17 protein-coding genes and 14 tRNA genes are annotated in these 21,423 nt (G+C 35.9%); 30 read left to right on the top strand and 1 reads right to left on the bottom strand.

Annotated elements, in window-relative coordinates; all coding sequences use genetic code 11:
* The 29 genes from QWT87_RS15725 to QWT87_RS15585 all read left to right on the top strand — a co-directional run bounded on the left by QWT87_RS15725 (position 1) and on the right by QWT87_RS15585 (position 18,947).
* On the top strand, positions 1-714 hold the full coding sequence (locus QWT87_RS15725; RefSeq protein ID WP_302717088.1) for a hypothetical protein: 714 nt from the start codon (positions 1-3) through the stop codon (positions 712-714).
* 484 nt (positions 715-1,198) lie between these two features.
* Positions 1,199-2,332, top strand: a complete 1,134-nt coding sequence (locus QWT87_RS15720) for an AAA family ATPase (RefSeq protein ID WP_302717086.1) — start codon at positions 1,199-1,201, stop codon at positions 2,330-2,332.
* Positions 2,305-3,048, top strand: coding sequence for a hypothetical protein (locus tag QWT87_RS15715; RefSeq protein WP_185206752.1), 744 nt, complete (start codon positions 2,305-2,307; stop codon positions 3,046-3,048). The genes QWT87_RS15720 and QWT87_RS15715 overlap by 28 nt, the downstream gene beginning before the upstream one ends.
* Positions 3,039-5,435, top strand: coding sequence for a hypothetical protein (locus QWT87_RS15710; protein WP_185206750.1), 2,397 nt, complete (start codon positions 3,039-3,041; stop codon positions 5,433-5,435). Before QWT87_RS15715 ends, QWT87_RS15710 begins: the two co-directional genes overlap by 10 nt.
* Positions 5,425-7,122, top strand: coding sequence for an APC family permease (locus QWT87_RS15705; protein ID WP_185206738.1), 1,698 nt, complete (start codon positions 5,425-5,427; stop codon positions 7,120-7,122). The genes QWT87_RS15710 and QWT87_RS15705 overlap by 11 nt, the downstream gene beginning before the upstream one ends.
* Positions 7,115-8,134, top strand: coding sequence for a tetratricopeptide repeat protein (locus tag QWT87_RS15700; protein WP_185206736.1), 1,020 nt, complete (start codon positions 7,115-7,117; stop codon positions 8,132-8,134). Before QWT87_RS15705 ends, QWT87_RS15700 begins: the two co-directional genes overlap by 8 nt.
* A gap of 856 nt (positions 8,135-8,990) precedes the next feature.
* Positions 8,991-9,064, top strand: a tRNA-His gene (locus QWT87_RS15695).
* A 97-nt stretch (positions 9,065-9,161) separates the two neighbouring features.
* Positions 9,162-9,235 (top strand) — tRNA-Ile (locus QWT87_RS15690).
* A gap of 6 nt (positions 9,236-9,241) precedes the next feature.
* A tRNA-Arg gene (locus QWT87_RS15685) sits at positions 9,242-9,314 on the top strand.
* A 5-nt stretch (positions 9,315-9,319) separates the two neighbouring features.
* Positions 9,320-9,391: transfer RNA gene (locus tag QWT87_RS15680), tRNA-Asp, on the top strand.
* A 68-nt stretch (positions 9,392-9,459) separates the two neighbouring features.
* Positions 9,460-9,531: transfer RNA gene (locus QWT87_RS15675), tRNA-Pro, on the top strand.
* Positions 9,532-9,537: 6 nt separating this feature from the next.
* Positions 9,538-9,609, top strand: a tRNA-Glu gene (locus tag QWT87_RS15670).
* A gap of 98 nt (positions 9,610-9,707) precedes the next feature.
* Positions 9,708-9,781 (top strand) — tRNA-Met (locus QWT87_RS15665).
* 390 nt (positions 9,782-10,171) lie between these two features.
* A tRNA-Cys gene (locus QWT87_RS15660) sits at positions 10,172-10,253 on the top strand.
* A gap of 173 nt (positions 10,254-10,426) precedes the next feature.
* A tRNA-Tyr gene (locus QWT87_RS15655) sits at positions 10,427-10,513 on the top strand.
* 160 nt (positions 10,514-10,673) lie between these two features.
* Positions 10,674-10,746 (top strand) — tRNA-Glu (locus tag QWT87_RS15650).
* 311 nt (positions 10,747-11,057) lie between these two features.
* Positions 11,058-11,131: transfer RNA gene (locus tag QWT87_RS15645), tRNA-Leu, on the top strand.
* 90 nt (positions 11,132-11,221) lie between these two features.
* Positions 11,222-11,294: transfer RNA gene (locus QWT87_RS15640), tRNA-Phe, on the top strand.
* 88 nt (positions 11,295-11,382) lie between these two features.
* Positions 11,383-11,455, top strand: a tRNA-Gln gene (locus QWT87_RS15635).
* Positions 11,456-11,463: 8 nt separating this feature from the next.
* Positions 11,464-11,534: transfer RNA gene (locus tag QWT87_RS15630), tRNA-Trp, on the top strand.
* 173 nt (positions 11,535-11,707) lie between these two features.
* Positions 11,708-12,193 carry a ribonuclease H-like YkuK family protein gene (locus QWT87_RS15625; protein WP_029298559.1) on the top strand — a complete coding sequence of 162 codons (486 nt, stop codon included), beginning with the start codon at positions 11,708-11,710 and terminating at the stop codon, positions 12,191-12,193.
* A 112-nt stretch (positions 12,194-12,305) separates the two neighbouring features.
* Positions 12,306-13,082: an ATP-grasp domain-containing protein gene (locus QWT87_RS15620; RefSeq protein WP_185206734.1), complete on the top strand. Its 777-nt coding sequence runs from the start codon at positions 12,306-12,308 to the stop codon at positions 13,080-13,082.
* 11 nt (positions 13,083-13,093) lie between these two features.
* Positions 13,094-13,465, top strand: a complete 372-nt coding sequence (locus tag QWT87_RS15615; RefSeq protein WP_185206732.1) for a cyclic-phosphate processing receiver domain-containing protein — start codon at positions 13,094-13,096, stop codon at positions 13,463-13,465.
* Between the two features lie 95 nt (positions 13,466-13,560).
* On the top strand, positions 13,561-14,577 hold the full coding sequence (locus QWT87_RS15610; RefSeq protein ID WP_185206730.1) for an RNA ligase, Rnl2 family: 1,017 nt from the start codon (positions 13,561-13,563) through the stop codon (positions 14,575-14,577).
* 219 nt (positions 14,578-14,796) lie between these two features.
* The gene (locus tag QWT87_RS15605; RefSeq protein ID WP_302717078.1) at positions 14,797-15,741 is read left to right on the top strand and encodes an MBL fold metallo-hydrolase; all 945 of its coding nucleotides are present in this window, start codon (positions 14,797-14,799) and stop codon (positions 15,739-15,741) included.
* A gap of 277 nt (positions 15,742-16,018) precedes the next feature.
* On the top strand, positions 16,019-16,888 hold the full coding sequence (locus QWT87_RS15600; protein ID WP_302717076.1) for a nucleoside hydrolase: 870 nt from the start codon (positions 16,019-16,021) through the stop codon (positions 16,886-16,888).
* Positions 16,889-17,084: 196 nt separating this feature from the next.
* Positions 17,085-17,648, top strand: a complete 564-nt coding sequence (locus QWT87_RS15595; protein ID WP_087708938.1) for a metallophosphoesterase family protein — start codon at positions 17,085-17,087, stop codon at positions 17,646-17,648.
* 93 nt (positions 17,649-17,741) lie between these two features.
* On the top strand, positions 17,742-18,287 hold the full coding sequence (locus QWT87_RS15590; protein ID WP_302717072.1) for a 3'-5' exonuclease: 546 nt from the start codon (positions 17,742-17,744) through the stop codon (positions 18,285-18,287).
* A gap of 108 nt (positions 18,288-18,395) precedes the next feature.
* Positions 18,396-18,947: a 3'-5' exonuclease gene (locus QWT87_RS15585; RefSeq protein WP_302717070.1), complete on the top strand. Its 552-nt coding sequence runs from the start codon at positions 18,396-18,398 to the stop codon at positions 18,945-18,947.
* 59 nt (positions 18,948-19,006) lie between these two features.
* Here the strand turns inward: QWT87_RS15585 and QWT87_RS15580 are convergent, their stop codons facing one another.
* Positions 19,007-19,453: a VOC family protein gene (locus QWT87_RS15580; protein ID WP_302717068.1), complete on the bottom strand. Its 447-nt coding sequence runs from the start codon at positions 19,451-19,453 to the stop codon at positions 19,007-19,009.
* Between the two features lie 305 nt (positions 19,454-19,758).
* Here QWT87_RS15580 and QWT87_RS15575 point away from each other — a divergent pair, with 305 nt between their 5' ends.
* Complete coding sequence (locus tag QWT87_RS15575) at positions 19,759-21,276, top strand: TROVE domain-containing protein (RefSeq protein ID WP_302717066.1); 1,518 nt, start codon at positions 19,759-19,761, stop codon at positions 21,274-21,276.
* Positions 21,277-21,423 lie beyond the last annotated feature (147 nt).

Here is a 21,423-nt window from a genome sequence, read left to right as displayed (position 1 = left end):
ATGGAAATAAATACAGCTTTCACTCTCGGCATTATTTTTTCGACTTACGGTTTTCTGTTCTGCATTTTTGCTTATTATTTGAGCAGCAGATTTTTAAAGCTGAAAGTAGATGAAGTGCACGTATTTTCAACATTCGGTAAACCTCTTTATTCCTACAGCCTAAAAAACGGAGTAAAAATAAACTTTGGTTATATTCCTTTTAATTATGGTCTTAAATTCCATCTGGAAGATTTTTCATTAGATTCTCCTGAAGGAAAAAGATATTTCAGAAATTTTGCTAAAAATATATCTTTGTTGCAGGTGGTCACAATGGTTTTAATTATTGTAGTCGGAAGCTTTGTAAGCCTCATGTATGGATATAACCCGATAACTATTTTCAGAGATTTGGTAGAAAGTTTTTATGATCTTATAGCAGGAAAGCACAGTTTCTCAGAATTTAAAGCAATGGTAAACAGCCAATATATAACATATGGAAAGTATTTTTATCTTTTTTTTGCGGCAATTACGTATTTTGTTTTTATATCCTTTCTTTTGGCATTAGCACCATTTTCGGTCTTTATCAATATACTTGTGATGTTTTTGATTTTAGGATCTTATGTTATAATGGGTCTCAAATATTTTGAACTGCCGATTAGCTTTTATATAGATTTACTGATATCACTTACCGTAAGCGGGTTTTTATATTTTTTATCATTAAGATTTTTCATTAAATAAATTAATTATAAATCTTTATTTACTTTGTTAAGTGAAATGCCTTTGCGAACTTAAAAACAGTAAATAATTAAAAGAAACTTTGCAGACTTTGCGTTAAAAACCTAAAATCACGCAAAAAATTAAACAATTAAGAATAGGTAAGCAAATTAAAGGCAAGCTTAAGAAATTTATTTCTCTTAACTAATCTTAAACCCTTAATAAATCTTAATGGTTAAAATATATAGAAAGTAAATAAAAACTTTGTGGACTTTGTGTTAAAAAAACAGTTCAAAAAAACAATAATTTTCGTCAAAAAAGAAAAATAACAATAAATTTAGACCTTTGCTCGCTTTGTTAAGTGAATAGTTTATGCTGAGCTTGTCGAAGTACCTTTGCGAACTTAAAAACAGTTAGTAGTTAAAAGAAACTTTGCGGACTTTGCGTTAAAAAAACAGTTCAAAAAAAATAATAATTTCCATCAAGAAAAATTATAACATAAAAACAAATGACTCAAAATATAGAAAAATTAAACACCGTTCTTAACCACGTCAAAGAAACCTTTGTCGGAAAAAACGATGTCGTCGATTTATTGGGAATCTGTCTTCTGGCAAGAGAAAACGCCTTTTTGTACGGACCTCCTGGAACCGCAAAATCTGCCATTGTAAGAACGTTGGCAAAAACCGTAAAAGACGGAAAAAACTTCGAATATTTATTAACCCGTTTTACAGAACCGAACGAAATTTTCGGACCTTTTGATATCAGAAAATTAAAAGAAGGAGAATTATTAACCAACACCGAAGGAATGATGCCCGAAGCGTCCATGGTTTTTCTTGATGAGATTTTCAATGCCAATTCAGCCATTCTGAATTCGCTGTTGATGGCTTTAAATGAAAAGATTTTTAAAAGAGGAAAAGAAACCAAGCACCTTCCTGCGCTCATGTTCGTGGGAGCGAGTAACGTTCTTCCTGAAGACGAAGCATTGAACGCGTTGTTCGACCGTTTTCTCATCAGAATTAATGTAGATTATGTACATCCCGATCTTCTTCAACAGGTGCTTTTAGCCGGAAGAAAACTGGAAAATAATCTGGAAACAGAAACTCCCGAAATTCTTTCCCACGAAATAAAAGAACTTCAGAATTTGTGTAAAACAGTCGATTTAAGACCCATTTACGAAGTCTATTTAAACACCATCATCAGTCTGCGAAATACAGGAATTGCCATTTCCGACCGTAGAGCCGTAAAATTGCAGAACCTTATCGCGGCAAGTGCTTTAATTTGTGATAGAAACGAAGCGATTCTATCAGATTTATGGGTATTAAAACACATTTGGGATACCGAAGAACAGATCGAAATTCTTGAAGGAATCATCAACAGAACCATTGAAAAAGACGACCATCCGAAATCTCATCCGCAGGCGTTGCAAAACAAAACGCCGAATCCGGAAGAAGTGATGAAAGACGTAAAAATCTTAGTCGAAAAATGGAATCAGGGATCTTTGAGTTTTGAAGAGCAGAACGTCATCAAAGATAAATTGAGATATCTTCAGACGAGATGCGAGTGGATCAGAAATCCTGAGCAGAAACAGTACATTCAACAGGAAATTGAAAATCTATGGCAAAAGATTCTTCAAACGGTCTAAAAGAATTCTGGGCAGAAATTCCACGTGCAGATGAAGATGTTCTGGGCTCCATCCGCGACTGGAAAAATGTTCAGATTGCTTTAGAAGAAGATGTGGTCTGGCTGAAAGGTTTTACAGATGAACAGGCGGTTTCATCGGAAATTCAACAGTTACCGAATTTTCTGCTTTATGAATTAAGAGACGGACTTTTATTCAGAAAAGAGGCTCTGGTTCCGAGCAGAAAAATGAGAACGGCTTTGCTTTGGACTCCCATTGATAAAGCTTTGCGATTAACTTTCCCGTCATTCAATAATAATTTTTTCGGAATTGACGGAAAAATTGAAATTAAACTGAAACCGAGCGAAGAAGAGCATCCCGCAACAGCGTTGTTATGCTCAATAAAAGAAATCAGGGAAACCTTAATCACACTGCCGAAATTTAAGCTGGAGAAAATCAACTGGATGGTAATTAATGACAATGCTTTGTTTATCGGAAAACCTTTATTAAGTTTTCCGGGAAAAACATTTTGGTCAAAAGACGGACATCTTTTACCGACAGGTTGCGATTTTGAATTTAAAAACATGAGCTCTTTATTACAGAGAAAATATAACGCAGGTCGCGATCAGTGGCTTTTATGGAACGAAAACGGAAATGTTCTTTACCTAAATAAAGAAGATTTCCGCAAATTATCCGTAAGCTCTTTCCGACTGACTGAAAAATCACAGGAATGGATATAATTGCATATTTCCAATCATATATCAATTATTTCTGGGAGTGGACAACCGACGAAGATGTTCCGGACGACACCCGATATAATGAAAACAACCTTATTTCGATCCCGAATGTAGGCGCAATTGCGTACAGACCCTACGTAATGGAAATTCTTAAGGAACTTAAAGAACAGGGTCTTCCGCCTTTCGGTTCTTTATTGCTTGTTTTGTATGCGCTTCATGATGGCTACTTAAATTTAGACGGCGTTTTTTATTATCTGAACAGACAGAAAGATAATTTTGCGGAAAATGAATCCGATGTAGATCTTGTCATTAAATTTTTAGAAAATCTGAGCAGTATCGGAAGTTCTTTAAAGCGGGGACAGAATAAAATCATTCTTTTACAGACCATTTTTAAAGACAGTCACAATCGGGTTTCCTCTGTAAATTCAGGGTTAATCTTAAAAATATTTGAGACCAAACCTCATATCATCGGCGAAGCTGCTGTTAAAAAGCCTCTGACTTCAATTGCGGTTAACAGAGATATTAAAACTTTAGCGCTTCTTCAGAATAAATTTCCGACTAGAAAATCCATTATCAATGCCATGAAAGGTTTCACAGATATTTCGGAATTGGAAGATGAAGTGGTGGAAGAAGAAACCACCGTTGAAACCGATAAAGATTTTATTCAGGAACTTATTGAAGAGCCGAAAACGTTTCAGGTCGGAAGTTTGATTAAAAGGATCTGGAGCGGTCTGAAAATCCCGATGCGTCATCTTTCGCCCGGAGAACAGCCGATTGGAGGAATCTCGGATATGACGAATAAAGGCGAACTTCACAGAATGCTTTTGTCTGAATTTGCCAATGAAGACGACATTTTCATGAACCGTGTTGCAAACAATGAAGCGTTGTTTATCCAAAGAGAAATTCCGCCCGAAGAAAATATTTTTGAAAGAATTATTTTAATTGATACTTCCCTGAAAAACTGGGGAACCCCGAAAGTTTTGGGGTTTGCATCGGCAATTGCGGTCATCAAACATCCGAAAGCACTTTCAGAATGCAAAGTTTTTGCATTGGGACAGAATATCATCCCGATGTCTCTGGATAATGTGGATGAAGTAGTGGAAAATCTCAATCATGTAAGTCCGGTTCTGGAAGTTTCAGGCGCACTTGAAAAGTTTTTTAATAAAGAACATAAAGAAAAAGATCTGGAAGTTTTTTTCATCACGAATCAGGAAAACTTAAGCCATCAAAATCTTCAGAAAATCATTCAAGAAAACAGAGACCGCCTGAAATTTTTGGTGACGACTTCTGCAAACGGTGAGCTGAACTTTTACAAATATCATAAAGGAACAAGAAAGCACATCCAGAAAATTATGCTTCCGTTGCAGGAACTGTGGGCAAACCCGCCGGAAAGAAGACAGAGAAGGGAAAGTAAATTTTCAGGGAACGGCAAAAAAGCAAATGTTCCGTTCAATTATCCGATTTTGTTTCCTGCGCCGATCAATAAAATCGCAACCTTTCTCTATGAAGGGGAATTTTTTATTTTAAGCAATAAAAAACAGTTGCTGAGAACCTATCTTTCAGACAATTATTACAACCGCAATTATTATGACACGTATAAAACGCATCATGGCTGCGAAATTTTAATTGATGATATTTCCGTAAAGCCAAAAGGTCAGTTTGCGTTGGCAAAAAATAAGCAGGGAGACTTTATTTTATGCCAGTATCAACCCGATAAAAAGCTGATTTCCAAATTAAATTTAAATACTAAAGAATATTCTGAGCTGAATTTGACAGGAAGAAATATACCTATTAAAAGTCAACTTATATACTTTAATAAAAGTTTTTATTTGCATTTGGATGATATTCCTTACAGCAATAAAATTGCTATAGATGGAAATGTTAGTTTTGAAGAGGCATTTGTGAATGAGAAAGAAATTTATAAAAATAATTTAAGAGTTGGATCTGAACTTAACAAATTAATCCACAGTGGATTAAAAATCCTGAATAATTTCCACAATATCGGAATCAATACAGAAAAAAAGCTAGTCATTTCAAATAACGAATTAAACAAATTATATAACGAAGATTCCATCACGTTTTACAGAAATAATGATCCGCTGGAAATCTGTGCGGAGCAGAATAAAAACAAATTTACCTTTTCAGACGGAAGCGAAATTATTACGGACAATCGCGGAATGCTGACTTTTAAAAGCAGCAACAAAAATATCCCCGAATTTTATATTCCTTCCACAGAATATGGAAATCTGGCGTTGGCAACCAACACGGAATTCGGAGGCTCAGAATATTATCTGCCACAGAATACACTTTTGAAAGTGCGAACAATGAAAGAAATGTATGTTGAATATATGGAACGGTTTATAGATCAAATTTGGGAATATGGAACTTAGAATTAAACCCTTTCCGAAAAATAATTACCCCAAAAAAGGACTTTTAATCAAAGGTTCTTCGCCGCTTGTATGGCTTAACGAGATGGAAATATTAGGAATAGATTTACATCAAATTCAGTCGTTCCCGATTCCTTCCACAGAACCGAATATTTTATACGGATGTTTTTTGGTATTTAAAAATCCGGCTCCGAATGAAATTGGCAGAAATTCTTACTTTCAATGTGTAGACAATAGATTTTTTATTCCGGAAAATACGGTCTTTTATCCGAAAGTAAATCCTGAAGAGTGGCAGAATATCGATGCGGAATATCTCATCATGCATCCTGAATTTGGTCTGGTTAAATTAAATGAAGAAATCGACTGGATTTCCATTATTCAGAATCCGGAGATCTCTGAAGATAAAGTAAGAAAACCCTCGAAAGGAGTACAGATTCCTCAGAAAATCGAAAGTTTTACCGTTGAAATGGACGATGAAAAAGTTCTGGAATCTCTCGAAAAGCCGCAAACCGAAGAAGAGTGGATGAAAAATCTTCCGTTTGACATGAAAAAGGTAATGGTGGGAAATAAAAAGGAAATAGAAAAATATTTAAAATATATCGAAAAATATCCGGACAGAGCTGTAGAACTTGGCGTTCCGTTGGATATTATGGGAACTTCGAGAGGAGATGGTTTCGGAATTTTCAAATTTAAAAATTCATGGCTCGAAAAACTGTTTGGTAAAAAAGAGGAAGACAATTTGGATGGAAAATCTTCCGGTAGAAATTACCGTTGGATATTCTGGGTTGTCCTTTTAATGATCGGCTTAGCAAGAGTTTTTATGAATCTTAATAAAGATGGAGCGAAAGAATCTCAATCCATTTCTTCAGGCAAAGTCCAGACTCGGGATAAAACAATGATGGCTCCTGTAGTGGCGTACAAATCAGGAGTTACCGATATTGATATGAAAATCGACTCCATGTACGGAAAAAAGCGGAGAGAACTGATGAAAGAACATATGAGTGCCTCTCTAAGCATGAGCAAACCGGGTGAAAAAAGTTATCAGGAATATCTCAAAAACGGTGGAAGACCGCTTGATAAAATTCAGAATGATATTTTTAAGCTGAATGACAAAACAGATGCGGCAACCGATTCATTAAAAAGAGTATATCGAAAGAAAATTGTAAAATATCTGGCTCAGAATGAAGGGAAAATCAGAGAGAAAATTAAAGATTCCATTCAGAAATCAGGTTCAGGGAAACCTGCCGATGAAGGAGTTGTAAAAACCATTATGAAAAAGAAAGCCATTTTGGTGGAAGATTCATTGGGAAGGCTGTACGGAACGAAAGAACTTCCACAGACTCCGCCTGCTATTTCGACATTGAACGCTGAAAAAAGTAATCCGGAAGAAAAAAGCACCTCTTTTACAGAAATTTTCTGGCTGATTGTTGCGATGACGGGAGCGGTAGGATTGTATTCTTTCTTCGTTAAAAGAAAATCGCTGAATGTAGGCGGTGAAAATGTTCCGGCGGGAACCAAGATTTTCCTAATGATTATTCTGATGGCGATGTTGGCGTACATTTTCTATCCGCTGATCGAAATGTTCGGGTACAACTGGTTTGTATGGATTCTTATTATCGGCATTGTATTGCTTCTTTACCGTCTTTTCAGCGAAGATGAAACCATTTTAAAATCTGATAAGGATGAATAGACAGAAATTTACAGACAAATTTATGGCGGCTTTTTTCATTCTCGCCATCATCAAAATAATCGGAATTCTGGCGCAGCTTTTCCATCAGAGTTTTTGGAGTGTGGTGGGAACTCTAGTGATTTTTGCCATTGTTGCGTTCATCATTTTTGTGGTACTCATGCAGTTGGAAAAAAAGGAAAAAGAAAACAACTCTTCGGGAAAAGGCAGAAACGGAGGAGGAAATTTTTATCTGGAAGCATCCCTTTTCGATAAGATCAGGAATAAATACGAAGAACTGGCTCAGAAATACATCAGTGAAAAAGATTATAAAAGAGCGGCAAAAGTATACATGAACTTGATGAAAGATTACTATCGCGGAGCAAAAACACTGGAAGACGGAGGCTTATACAATGAAGCCGCAGTAATTTTTCTTAAAAAACTGAAAAATAAATCGGAAGCCGCAAACTGCTACGAAAAAGCAAAGCAGTATAAAAAAGCAATCGATTTGTACAAAGAACTCGAACAGAAAGAAAAAGTAGGCGATCTCTACAGGAAAATGAATGATGCCAAAAATGCCAATATCTATTATCAGATGGTGGTGGACGATTATGTAAACAACAGTCAGATGGTAAAAGGTTCTTTAATTTACCGTAAAAAAATGGAATTGCCCGATGAGGCACAGAAAATTCTGCTGAAAGGATGGGAAGAAGACCGTGATGCCTTCAACTGTCTCAATAATTATTTTGCCAATATTTTTGATGTGAAAAAACTCGATCAGCAGATTCAGGAACTTTATCAGAAAACGCCTTCAGAGAAGAAGATTACCTATCTTGAAGCCATGAAGCATGAATTTAAAAAAGATCCGAAACTTCAATCGACCACAAGAAATATTGCCTATGAAATCATCGCCGAAAAAGTAGCAACCCGCTCAGAAATCGTAAATGAACTGAAGCATTTCAATCCGGATGATGAAGTGATCTTGAAAGATATTTCCAGGTATAAGACGGGAAGGAACAGGATATTCAGGAATTGATTTGTTTGTCATTGCGAGGAGCAAGGCGACGAAGCAATCTCAAAGTAAAATGATATAATATAGATTGCTTCACTTTCAGTTCGCAAAGACAAAATAAAAAACTTTTAAGAAAAAGATTTATCTTTGCAACCATAAAATAATGACAATACAAAGAGCACATATCAGTTTAAATCTATGCGATCGCCCTGTACTAAAGGGATCGTTTGGGTATGAATGGATGATATCTTATGAGGCGAAATGTGCTTGCTTTGAAAATTATTTACTGTAAAACCGTAAAAATTTTATCAAAATACTGCAAAAACGCCTCGATTACCGAGGCGTTTTTTGTGTTTTTAGAGCAGAAATTATTTAGAATGAAAAAAAATAACCATAAAAATGAAAATTATTTAATAACAAATGAACAATTAATAAGAAAATAGAGCGTGATCAGTAACCCGATGAGAGACAGTCATTTAGGTATTTAAGACATCTGCAAAGTATTGCGGACGGAAATTCTCTATTCTAAAATTATTACATAATTAATTGATTTTCAAATATTTAAATGAAAAATAAATTTGCGAGTTAAAAAAAATCATATTTACTTTGCAACCGAAAATTGAAAGCAACAGGTTTTCAAGCCTTTCAAAAAAACATTTTTAAAACAACAAGAATAAAATGAAACAATTACATAACATATCTAATTTATATTCAGGACAACGCGGTACAGAACCGATGGGGCAAAGATATGCTTGTGTTATTCTTCTTGATAGTGAATTTGTGGGAAAAAGGTGCTTATATACATGGGTCAGCTAATGAACTGACACGTCCAGAAATATAAAGCGCCTCCCGAAAAGAGGCGCTTTTTTTATGGTATATGGTTTCTCTAGCTTATTTGGTAAAGCGTCGGTTTGTGGCACCGGAGAACAGGGTTCGATCCCCGGAGATACCCCAAAAATGTGAATAGTTAATAGTGAATTTTACTTCGTAAGTGAATTTAAAAATTGACGAGCAAGACGAATTGACGATTAACAATTCACAAATTAAAAACAATCTCATGGCTCAATTGGATAGAGCATCGACCTGATACGTCGAAGGTTGAAGGTTCGAGTCCTTCTGGGATTACAAAAAGGTTCCGTAATTCAACAGGATAGAATGTTGGTCTTCTAAACCAAATATAGAGGTTCGAATCCTCTCGGAATCACAAAAGGTCTATTGAGGTAATGGTTAACCTTCCCGACTGTCTCTCGGGCACTGCGAGTTCGATTCTCGCATAGACCGCAAAGATTCACGGAAAATTTCGGCTTCGGCTGTCTCCCGGAAAAGAAAATGGAAGTGAATCTGCAAAACTGGAAAGATAACGGTGGTTGTTTACCCGCCTTGGACGCGGGAGGTCGCAGGTTCGAACCCTGCTTTCCAGACAGTTTGCTCCATTAGCATAGAGGTTAGTGCATTCGGCTTTCTACCGAACGACAAGGGTTCGATTCCCTTATGGAGTGCAAAAAGTGAATAGTCAATGGTGAATTTACTTCGTAAGTGAATTTAAAAATTGACAAGCAAAGCGAATTGACAATTGACTATTCACCAAATTAAAAACGATTTCGTAGCTCAATAGGTTAGAGTATCGGTTTCATAAGCCGAAGGTTGAAGGTTCGAGTCCTTCCGAAATTACAGAAAAGTGAATAGTCAATGGTGAACTTTACTTCGTAAGTGAATTTAAAAATTGACAAGCAAAGCAAATTGATAATTGACTATTCACAATTCAAACTAAGTTAATTGTTTCAAAAAGAAAAAAGAAAAGGCTTGTCGAGAGCAGAAGATCTTTAGCCAAAAACACGATATAATATAGACAGGCTTTTTCTTAACTCATTTTGAAGCGAGATAATGAAATTTTTAAACATATTATAAATTTTAGATCAAATAAAGTTTGTCAAAGCGCAGAAGTTCTTACATCAAACAAAAATTAAGACAGACTTTATTTTTAATGAAAATTTAAATAAAAAAGAATAATCAGAATATTGGGAAATTACTCATTACCCATTACTGATTACTCATAAAAACGATGGTTCGCCGAAGTGGAAGAGTCGGGGCGGTCTGCAAAACCGTTGCGTAAGCTGAGTGGGTTTGAATCCCATAACCATCTCAAATAACTAAAATGAGATTAGTTCCGAAGAAAGAAAAAGTTTGTCGAGCGCAGAAGTTCTTACATCAAACTAAAAATTAAGACAGGCTTTGTTTTTCTTCAAAAATTAAAGATTAAAAAAGTTAGTTGGAAAATATTACTCATTACCAATTACTTATTACTCATGAAAAAAGGGAAGTACGCCGAAGCTGGAGAGTCGGGGCAGACTGTAAATCTATTGCTTCATTGCTGAGTAGGTTCGAATCCTACTACTTCCACCATACCGCTGATAATGTAATGGCAGCATGCAGGAAATGTACTCTTGTTGTTCAGGTTCGACTCCTGGTCAGATGGTCAAAAAAAGTGAATGGTAAATAGTCAATTGTCAATTTAAAAAAATGACTGCAAAGAAATTGGCTATTAACAATTCACAACAAAAACGCTCTATTCGTCTAACGGTTCAGGACGCCTGCCTTTCGAGCAGAAAACAAGGGTTCGATTCCCTTATAGAGTACAGGAAAGTGAAAAGGTGAATGGTGAATTTTGCTCCGCAAGTGAATTTAATAATTGACTACGAAGTAAATTGACGATTGACAATTCACAAAGAAATAGGTTAAATGGAAAGAGAAAGGTCTGTCGAGCGCAGAAGATCTTTAAAAAACATTACAGGCATAGTTTATAAATATAGACAGGCTTTTCTCGAACCTAAAAATATAAGTAATAAGTAATGAGCAATGAATAATTATTGAAGGTTAATACGAATTATAAATTTATAGAAGATAATTTTTATTACTGATTATCAATTACTCATTACTAATGAAATCCGCGGGAATGGTGGAAATGGCAGACACACTTGATTTAGGCTCAAGGTTTTGGGGGTTCGAATCCCTCTTCCCGTACAGAATATAAGTAATCGGTAATAAGCAATGGGTAATAAATTGCAGGCAAAAAATATTACTGATTACCAATTACTCATTACCTATAAAATTGGAAGAGTGGTGTAGCAGGTCTGCACGTTAGTCTGAAAAACTAAAGGTACAGGTTCGATTCCTGTCTGTTCCACGAGATATAAGTAATAAGTAGTGTGCAATAAGTAATGAATTATGCGCAAAAAAATTACTAATTACCTATTACTCATTACTTATAAAACTGATTCATAGTGTAATTGGTCAGCACACAAGACTTTGACTCTTGTTGTTCAGGTTCGAGTCCTGATGAATCAACAAAAACTACTCCGATAGTGTAATGGCAGCATCTCAGTCTCCAAAACTGATGGTATTGGTTCGAGTCCGGTTCGGAGTGCAGGAATGTTAATAGTCAATGGTCAATTTGCTTCGCAAGTGAATTTAAAAAAGCTTTGTGTTCTTAGCTGAGTGAAACGCCTTTGCGAACTTAAAAACAAATAGTAGATAAAAAAACTTAGCGCACTTTGCGTTAAAACAAATATTAAAACAAATACAAAACATGTAGAAAAAATGGAAACGCAACAACAAGTATGGCAGAACATGACAGGAAAAATTTTCCAAAACTCTATCACCCAACTGGTAGAAGAAGCCATCATCCGCGAACAGGCAAATGGACACCGACTGAAGGTTTGTGTAGGTTCAGATTCCCATGTATATGGGGATGCCATTAATTATGCTACGGCAGTAGTATTTATTCGTGAGGGAAAAGGAGCGTTTACCTTTATCAGAAAAGAAAGAGAAATACAGACTATCAGTATCAAAGAACGTATGCTGAACGAGGTGAACAAATCCGTAGAAATTGCTTACGCTATTTGCGCTGTTCTGGATGCTTATGGAGTGGAAATGGAGGTACACGCAGACATTAACACCGATCCGGATTTCAAATCCAATGTTGCCTTAAGAGACGCAATGGGATATATTCTGGGAATGGGATATGTGTTTAAAGCAAAACCTTACGCCTTCGCAAGTTCCAATTGTGCTGATATGATGGTGTAAAATAGCTGGAAGTGGGATGATGGGAGATGGAAGTTTAAAACGCTTCGATTACTTCCCTCATCCAGCTTCTAGCTTCCATCCAAGAAATAAAAACCTTAAAAAATTAATAACCATGTATTTTTTAGTTCAGGCTAATGTATATTTAGATCCCGATCATTACAAAATTTTTGATGCTTTGGAAGAATTAAATATTGATTACAGCGTAATTAATATTCCTCCAACCGCACAAAAAATTGACTTCGAAACAGACCGAAAAGATGTTTTCGTATATGGTTCGGTGACGATTGCAAGATTGGCAAAGCAAAATACAGATTGGTTTCCCGGTTCTTTTTACGGAGGCAATCATTTGTATGAAGTGTATTCCAAATATTATGGTGAAAACCTTCTCAACCACAAAGTTTCCGTACATAAAATTTCAGAAGAATTGATTTGGAAAAAAGATGAACTCAAATTCATTAAACCATACAATGAAGCTAAAATTTTTACAGGAAAAGTTTTCACAGAAACAGAATGGAAAGATTTTGCTTTTGAAGCATTGCAAGATCAAACCAACAGAATTACAGAAGATTCTTTGGTTCAGATTTCTGAAGCAAAACGAACGATCAAAGAAGCAAGACTTTGGATTGTTGGCGGACAGATTATCGATGCAGGATATTATAAATTCAATTATCATGCTCCTTTTGAGGAAAAAGTTTCAGAAGACGGATTGAGTTTCGCCAATGAAATGATCAAACTTTTCAATTTGGAAGAAGCTTTTGTAATGGATATTTGTTTAACCGATAAAGGCTGGAAAATTGTTGAAATCAACTGTATCAACAGTTCAGGATTTTATCCGAATACAAATGTGAAAAGTATTATCAAAGCTTTGAATATTTACTTTTCAAATTAAAAAAATAAGCAATGGAACTAACAAAAAGATTACTGTTTCTGGATGATATACGATATCCTGTTGAAGCGGATCATTATACCAAACAGGATATTTTCCTCAGAAAAGACTGGCATATCGTTCGGAATTACGAACAGTTTGTCAACAGGATTTTGGAAAAAGGACTTCCGGAAATGATCTCTTTTGACAACGATCTTGCCGATGAACATTATTTGAAACCCGATTCTCAGGAATTTGTGGAAAAAACAGGCTACGATTGTGCAAAATGGCTGGTAGAATATTGCATGGATAATTATTTGGATTTGCCACAGTTCTATTGCCATTCCATGAATCCTGTCGGAAAGGAAAATATTGAAAGCCTTTTAAAAAACTTTAAAAAATGGTAATGGATATTTTTAGGCTGATAGATACAGTAATGAAACCTCACAGGTTTTCAAAACCTGTGAGGTTTAAGTAAAAACAAATCAAAAAATTAAAAAAAATGATTTTCAAAACATATAACTCAATAGAAAACGCTTACCAGACCCGCGTAATCGATCAGATCAGGATTCAGGGTTTTTGGGATGAGGTTTTCATCGTGCAGGAGAAGGTTCACGGAGCTAATTTCTCTTTCTTTACCGACGGAAAGGAAATTAAAATCGGCAAAAGAACTGCTTTCATCGAAAAGGATGAAAAATTCTTCAACGCACATCAGATTTTAGAACGTTACAGAAAAAACGTCATCGAAGTATTCGAAAAAGTGAAAAATATTCATCCCGATGTTGAAACGGTTGTGATCTACGGTGAATTGTTCGGCGGAGGTTACAAACACAAAGAAGTGGAACCTGTAAAAGATGCGGTAAAAGTGCAGAAAGGTATTGAATATGCTCCGCACAACGAATTTTACGCATTCGACATTAAGCTGAACGGAACTACTTATCTGGATACCGATGTGGTGAATGAAATTTTCGAAGAAACCGGATTTTTCTATGCAAAAATTCTTTTTCAGGGAACTTTGGAAGATGCTTTGAAGTTTCCGAATGTTTTCGATTCTAAAATTCCGGGCTGGCTTGGACTTCCTGAAATCGAGAACAATAGGTGTGAAGGAACCATTGTGAAAACTTTAAAAACCAGATATTTTGGAAACGGCTCAAGAGTCATTTTGAAAAATAAAAATGAAAAATGGATTGAAAAATCTAAAGTGGTAAGAAAACAGGAAAAAACCGCTCAAAAGCAAATCAGCTTTAGTGAAAAAGCTCAGAATATCTGGGAAGAAATCCAAAAATATGCAACTGTAAACAGGCTAAACAATGTGGTCAGCAAAATTGGTGAATTCGAACCCAAAATGATTGGGAAAGTGATCGGCATTTTTGCTCAGGATATTTTAGAAGATTTTGAAAAAGATTTCCCGAAAGTTTTTACCACCATAGAAAAAGAAGAACAGAAAAGAATCAATAAAAAACTGAATTCTTTGGTCATTGATGTGATAAAAGAAGAGTTAATGACTCTAAAAGTGTAGTTTCGGTAATATATTTACCGGAACTTTTTATGTGTTAAATTGAACCATAAATTTATCTGTCTAATATGCAGGAAGTTTGTCATTATGACACAGCCTGAAAGGATGCGAACGAAGTTCAGAGAATCTCAATATCAATTTTTTTTAAAGATTCTTCACTCCACTTCGTTCCATTCAGAATGACAGAAGAAGTAATTAATTATGGTTAAAAAAACTAAAAAAATGGTACAGGCAGAAATAAAAAGTCTATTAAAAGAAGACATCAGTATATTAATAAAAGTCCCGAATTCAGCAAAACATTATCTGTGTGATTGTGGTGAAGCGAGTTTACTGACGGTAAAAGAAGTACAGTCAGTTTCAGCGATATTCATCAGTCATACTCACATTGATCACTTTTCCAATTTTGATGGCATTTTCAGACATCAAATTGGAAGCGGAGAAAAAATCGTGATTTGCGGACCGAAAAATATTCACCGGCAGATTGAAGCAAGGTTAAAATCTTACACTTGGAATTTAATTGATGAAAATGCAATTGAATATGAGATTAGAGAAATCGTTTCAAAAGAAGAAATTAATGTCTATAAAATTCGTCCTCCACATTGGAATCTGGAATTGATAGAAACCCAGAATTTCCTTTTTGAAGACGAATATGTGAATGTTGATTTTGCAATTTTGGATCACAAAACAGATTCCATCGCTTATTTATTCAGAGAAAAAGATTCGGTTACTTTTAATGAAAACGGTTTAGAATTCAAAAAAGGAAAATGGATCAGCGAATTGAAGAAAGCCTTTGAAAATAACGATTCCGAAAAAGAAATTGAAATCGAAGGAACGGTTTATAAAGCATCCGATTTATTTCACTTTCTGACTCGAAACAAAGGATATAAATTAGGCGTAATCATGGATCACGCGGTCTGCGAAGACAATTATGAAAAGATAAAAACAGTTTTCAGAGAAGCGGATATGGTGTACATCGAAACATTCTACAAAGATGAAGATCATGAATTTGCGAAGATCAACTATCACAGTTTTGCTTCTGCATCGGGGAAAATCATGAAAGAATGTGAAGTAAGAGAAGCCATTCCGATTCACTTTTCAAGACGATATGTCGAAAGCGATCAACTGGAAATTGAAACCGCTTTTTATAAAGCATTTCAGGGAAATTAATCGACCTGAGTTCGTGATAAGTCTTCTTAAACGCAAGGTAAAACAAAGAGTTTCAATTATCAAGAATTCAGCTTTTAAGATATACAAAGGCGTAAAACTTATCAAAGTAATACCATTTTTGTCTTTTTTAAATAAACGAAGTGCCTTTGTTTAGCTTACCAACTTTCAATAAGTAAAAAAAATCTTTTGTTTTTCTTTGCGATAAATTAATATGATTTTATAAATCAATTAATTAAAATTATTTATTCAACTAAAATTTAAAAAACTAAAAATAATCATGCAAAATAAATTACCTTTTCATTTTGATATGGAAACGGCTGATCCTGATGATTCGATGACGTTGTCTGTTTTGGCAACGCATCCCAAGGTTCATCTCGCAAGCGTATCCATACATCCGGGAGGAAAAGATCAGATAGGATTTGTAAAACGTGTTCTGCAAATTCTGGATAGGGAAGATGTCCGCGTCGGCGCAGGAACTCCAAAATCTTCGGCGAGCCGTGTTTCGGGTTTTTACCAAGACTGGATCGGAAAATTTGAAGACTCAGAAGCGGATGATACCGCAGCAAACATTATGAATGAAACACTTCATCAATTTCCAGATTGTACTTTACTGACGGGGGCAGCACTTACAAATCCGCATTCATTGTGGGAAACCGGAGTTTTCTTCGATCGCTGGTTTTGTCAGGGCGGTTTTGCAGGCGATAATATTGTCCCAAAAGAACATCGGCTGGAAAAATTTGACGGAAAGCTTACCTGTGCGACATTCAATCTGAATGGAAATCCGTTGGCTGCTGAAAAGCTGCTTTCAATCCCAATGACTGAGAGACGGATGATCAGTAAAAATGTTTGTCATGCTGCTGTTTTTACAAAGAAAGATGCAGAAATCCTGATCCCTTTTCGAAATGAAAATAAAGGATTGAAGCTGTTTCTTAAAGCAGTGGAACTCAAAGAAAAGGCACTTCATGATACTGTGGCAGCTTTATTGGCGATAGATCCGACAAAAGCAGTCTGGGCAGAAGTAATTCCTTACAGACAGCGTGGTGAATGGGGCTCCCGTGAAGTAAAAGAAAACTCCGGACACAACTCATCATTGATTACAACTCATATTCCGGATTTCAAAGATCTGTGGATGGTGATGAAACCTTAACGAATTAAATATTTATTGAACTAAAATTACAAAATTTATGCATTAAGTTGTCATTCTGACACAGCCTGAAGGGATGAGAACGAAGTTCAGAGAACCTCACATAAAGATTTTAGAGATTCTTCACTCCACTTCGTTCCGTTCAGAATGACAGAGGAAATAGTGAAATATTATAGTTAAAAACAAACAATTAAAAAAAATGAAACCAAACATATTTTTTACAGCAGACCATCATTTTGGTCATGAAAACATTATAAAATTCTCCGAAAGACCTTTTGAGTCTTTGGAACACATGAACGAAGAACTCATCAAAAGATGGAATGAGAAAATAGGTAAAGATGACACCGTTTATCATTTAGGAGACATCAGTTTAGGCAAACCGGATTTCACGAAAGAAATTCTGGATCGGTTAAACGGAAACATTCATTTGATAAAAGGAAATCATGAAGGTGCAGCATTGACTTATCCAAAACGATTTGCTTCCATCAGAGATTATCACGAACTGAAAATTGATGAGCCTGAAAACAGCAACGGCAAACAGAAGATCATCCTCTTTCATTACGCCATGAGAACATGGAACGGCTCACACCGCGGAGTTTGGCAGCTCTACGGACATTCGCACGGAACATTACCCGACGATGAAATGGCTCTGAGCTTCGATGTAGGAGTAGATTGCCATAATTTTTATCCGGTTTCTTACGAGGAAGTAAAGGAAATCATGAAAAAGAAAAAATGGACACCTCCGTTTGCACCGAGAAATTAAAAAGTTGGGAGTCTGAAGCTGGAGGCTGGAAGTATTTTCATAGTGTGAAACTTCCATCTTCATGCTTCCATCTTCCAACCTAAAATCAAAATCATGAAAACAACAAACGAAATCGTAATTATCGATTTGGAAGCTACTTGTTGGGAAAATGACAGAATTCCCGCAGAACAAAAAACCGATATTATAGAAATAGGAATTTGCGAATTAAACAGAATAACGCAGGAAATTTCCAAAAAACAAAGTATTTATGTAATTCCCGAAAGATCTGAAATCAATAAATTTTGTACAAATCTCACAGGAATTACACCGCAATTAATTGAAGAAAAAGGAATCTATTTCGAAGAAGCCTGCGGAAAAATCAGAGATGAATATGGCTCAGCTCAGCTTACTTGGGCAGGTTTCGGAAACTTTGACAAAGAGCAGATCATGGAACAGTGCGATTATCTCGGAATTGAAGATCCTTTTTCCGAAAATTACATCAATATTATGTATCAGTTCAAAAAATACAATGGACTGTTTAAAATGATGGGTTTGAAAAGAGCCCTGAGCTATATGAATATGGATTTTGAAGGAAATCATCACAGCGGAGCAGACGATGCTTACAACGCCGCCAGAATTTTAAGAGAAATTTTGGGGTGAATTTGGGTTAGAAGTCTGAAGCTGGAGGCTTGAAGTAAATTACACGCTGTAAAAACTTCCATCTTCCCGCATCCATCTTCCAACCTTTAACAATTAAATATTACAACAATGAAAACAACAGACAACATATTAATTATAGACCTTGAAGCCACATGTTGGGAAGACCGACCGCCGAGAGGACAGGAAAGCGAAATCATAGAAATCGGAGTGTGTATCATGGATGCAAAAACCGGAAAGATTTCCAAAAATGAGGGGATTTTGGTAAAACCTCAATACTCGAAAGTAAGTCCGTTCTGTACGGAACTGACTTCCATTACACAACAAATGCTTGATGATGAAGGTGTTTTGTTAGAAGATGCTTTAGATATTCTGAGAGTGGAATACGATTCTGAAGATCTGACCTGGGCAAGTTACGGAAACTACGATCTTAATATGCTTCAAAATCAGGCAAGAAGATTTAATGTAGATTATCCTTTGAGCGATGACCATATCAATGTGAAAACATTATTCGGAGAACTGCATCCCACGATTCGTAAAAGTGTAGGTATGGCAAGTGCTTTGGGTGAGCTGAATCTTAAGCTTGAAGGTACACATCACAGAGGTGTAGATGATGCTAAAAATATTGCAAAAATTTTGTATTGGTGTTTGCAACAATACTAATATAACAATTCAGTAATCTGAAAAATGTAACAAGGACTTCCTTTTGAAAGGGAGTTTTTTTATTTCCTTTCCATCCACTCCTCATAAGAAAGCACGCCCAACTCCGGTTTTCCGTCACCATCCAAAACCGAGATAAATTCCAGCTGGTTTCCATCCGGATCATTAAAATAAATTGCTAAAGCAGGCATCCATGCAAAAACCATCGGTTTTTCAATGCCGTCTTTCAGAAAATTGTAAGGTTTTAAATTTTTATTTTTCAGAAATTCGACAGAATAATTCAGAATATCTTCTTTATCAGCGGTAAAAGCAAAATGCCTTGTTTGAAGATTTTCCTTCTGCTCCCATAATCCCAACATGGATTCCTTGTTTTTTCCGATCCACAAAAAAGCAATTCTTCGGTTTTCTTCTTTATGGGCAAATTCTAATCCTAAAACTTTGGTGTAAAATTCAATTGCATTTTCCAGATCACTCACCTGAACATGAGTTTCGTACAGTCCTTTAATCATGAGTTTAAAATTTTAATGAAACAAATCTAGAAAACGTATTTTCATAAATTCCCAATTATTAATTCCTTTATATAAAATGCATGATAGATTTTTTCTAAACACAAATCCCACAAATTTTTTCACAGATTTCACAAAGAAGATTGGTATTATTAGTGCAAGAATCCGTGTAATTAGTGTTTAAATAAAATTTTTTTCAAAAAAATTATACTACGCAAAAACATTGCGCAAAAGCATCCTTACTTTGCATCAGAAATCAGGGAGAAAGTGATAATCCTCTGAAATGTTTAACAAAAAAAACAGTAACCATGAAATTTAATTTTTTAAGAAAAGAGAATAAAGTAGTAACGAACTACGAAGGTGCAAAAGCTTATACCATGACACCTGCTGAAGAACTATACAGTGCTGTTGTTACAACAGGATTATCCAATACCACTTATGAAAAAGGAAATGAAAGACTCACAAGAATTCAGTCCCTGATTCAGAAAAATGATCCGGAATTCGTTGCAAAACTGGCAGTTTACGCAAGAAAAGATATGTATCTGCGATCCATTCCGTTGGTTTTGACGACCGAATTGGCAAAGCAGACTTCAGGTACAGACTTGGTAAGCAGAACCATCGACGGAGTTATTCAGAGAGCGGATGAAATTACTGAACTTTTGGCGTATTACCAATTGGCAAACGAAAGAACAGATCTTAAAAAACTCAACAAACTGTCAAAGCAAATTCAGAAAGGTCTGGTAAAATCATTCAATAAATTTGATGAATACCAGTTCGCAAAATACAACAGAAAAGCGGAAGTAACCTTGAAAGATGCATTATTTTTGGTTCACCCGAAAGCAAAAGATGAAAACCAACAGGCAATTTTCAACAAAATCGTCAACGATTCGTTGGAAACACCTTACACTTGGGAAGTAGAACTTTCCGTTTTGGGACAAACAAAATTTGCCGATGATGCCGAAAGAAAAGCCGCCTTCAAAAACAAATGGGAAGAACTGATTTTCAGCAACAAACTGGGCTATATGGCAACTTTGCGAAACCTCAGAAATATTCTGGAAGCCAACGTTTCTCCGGATGCGATGCAGAAAGTTTGCAGCTATCTTTCGGATGAAAAAGCGGTGAGAAATTCAAAACAGCTGCCTTTCAGATTCTTGTCGGCGTACAGAGAACTGAAAAGTATGAAATCACCTTATCTGTCATCAATTCTCGAAGCATTGGAAGATGCGGTTTTGGTGAGTGCCAAAAATATCAAAGGTTTTGGATTCGATACTTCGGTGGTGATCGCGGCAGACGTTTCAGGTTCAATGCAAAAGTCGGTTTCTCCAAGATCTAAAGTTTTGCTGTACGATATTGGTCTGTTGATGTCGATGATGCTGCAGTCACAGTGCAAAAATGTGGTTTCAGGAATATTCGGTGACACTTGGAAAAGAGTTCCGATGCCTAAAAACGGTATTCTGAGAAATGTAGATGCATTCTACAAAAGAGAAGGCGAAGTAGGTTACTCTACCAACGGTTATCTGGTTATCGAAGATTTGCTGAACAGACGCGAAAAAGTGGATAAAGTAATGATTTTCACCGATACTCAGCTTTGGAACAGCAACGGAACCCGAAATTCTTTCGAAGATTCATGGAATCAATACAAAAGTTTTCACCCAAATGCAAAATTGTATATTTTTGACTTGGCGGGTTACGGAAGACAGCCTTTGGATATCAAACAAAACGATGTATACCTTATCGCAGGTTGGTCCGACAAAATTTTCGACGTACTGAATGCTTTGGAAGACAAAAAATCTGCCGTAGAAATGATTAAAAAAGTAGTGCTGTAAAAGGCACTGCTTTTAAAATAAAAAACTGATAACCATTGTTTTCAGGAGCTTAATCCCGCTCTCCGCACTCGCTATTTTCTGGATTTCGGCTGTGGCGGCTTTGCCGCCACAGCCGAAATCCAGAAAATGAGCTCAGACAAATGCTGC

The sequence above is a fragment of the Chryseobacterium urinae genome (assembly GCF_030518295.1).
GTDB classification, from domain to species: Bacteria; Bacteroidota; Bacteroidia; order Flavobacteriales; family Weeksellaceae; genus Chryseobacterium; species Chryseobacterium mucoviscidosis.
The sequence above is the reverse complement of the archived record's forward strand: the minus strand, read 5'-3'. Positions and strand labels throughout refer to the sequence as shown.

What these genes read in the sequence shown, in the direction of transcription:
- QWT87_RS15725 (WP_302717088.1), top strand. Translation starts at nt 1, where the DNA reads ATGGAAATAAATACAGCTTTCACTCTCGGCATTATTTTTTCGACTTAC.
- QWT87_RS15720 (WP_302717086.1), top strand. Translation starts at nt 1,199, where the DNA reads ATGACTCAAAATATAGAAAAATTAAACACCGTTCTTAACCACGTCAAA.
- QWT87_RS15715 (WP_185206752.1), top strand. Translation starts at nt 2,305, where the DNA reads ATGGCAAAAGATTCTTCAAACGGTCTAAAAGAATTCTGGGCAGAAATT.
- QWT87_RS15710 (WP_185206750.1), top strand. Translation starts at nt 3,039, where the DNA reads ATGGATATAATTGCATATTTCCAATCATATATCAATTATTTCTGGGAG.
- QWT87_RS15705 (WP_185206738.1), top strand. Translation starts at nt 5,425, where the DNA reads ATGGAACTTAGAATTAAACCCTTTCCGAAAAATAATTACCCCAAAAAA.
- QWT87_RS15700 (WP_185206736.1), top strand. Translation starts at nt 7,115, where the DNA reads ATGAATAGACAGAAATTTACAGACAAATTTATGGCGGCTTTTTTCATT.
- QWT87_RS15625 (WP_029298559.1), top strand. Translation starts at nt 11,708, where the DNA reads ATGGAAACGCAACAACAAGTATGGCAGAACATGACAGGAAAAATTTTC.
- QWT87_RS15620 (WP_185206734.1), top strand. Translation starts at nt 12,306, where the DNA reads ATGTATTTTTTAGTTCAGGCTAATGTATATTTAGATCCCGATCATTAC.
- QWT87_RS15615 (WP_185206732.1), top strand. Translation starts at nt 13,094, where the DNA reads ATGGAACTAACAAAAAGATTACTGTTTCTGGATGATATACGATATCCT.
- QWT87_RS15610 (WP_185206730.1), top strand. Translation starts at nt 13,561, where the DNA reads ATGATTTTCAAAACATATAACTCAATAGAAAACGCTTACCAGACCCGC.
- QWT87_RS15605 (WP_302717078.1), top strand. Translation starts at nt 14,797, where the DNA reads ATGGTACAGGCAGAAATAAAAAGTCTATTAAAAGAAGACATCAGTATA.
- QWT87_RS15600 (WP_302717076.1), top strand. Translation starts at nt 16,019, where the DNA reads ATGCAAAATAAATTACCTTTTCATTTTGATATGGAAACGGCTGATCCT.
- QWT87_RS15595 (WP_087708938.1), top strand. Translation starts at nt 17,085, where the DNA reads ATGAAACCAAACATATTTTTTACAGCAGACCATCATTTTGGTCATGAA.
- QWT87_RS15590 (WP_302717072.1), top strand. Translation starts at nt 17,742, where the DNA reads ATGAAAACAACAAACGAAATCGTAATTATCGATTTGGAAGCTACTTGT.
- QWT87_RS15585 (WP_302717070.1), top strand. Translation starts at nt 18,396, where the DNA reads ATGAAAACAACAGACAACATATTAATTATAGACCTTGAAGCCACATGT.
- QWT87_RS15580 (WP_302717068.1), bottom strand. Translation starts at nt 19,453, where the DNA reads ATGATTAAAGGACTGTACGAAACTCATGTTCAGGTGAGTGATCTGGAA.
- QWT87_RS15575 (WP_302717066.1), top strand. Translation starts at nt 19,759, where the DNA reads ATGAAATTTAATTTTTTAAGAAAAGAGAATAAAGTAGTAACGAACTAC.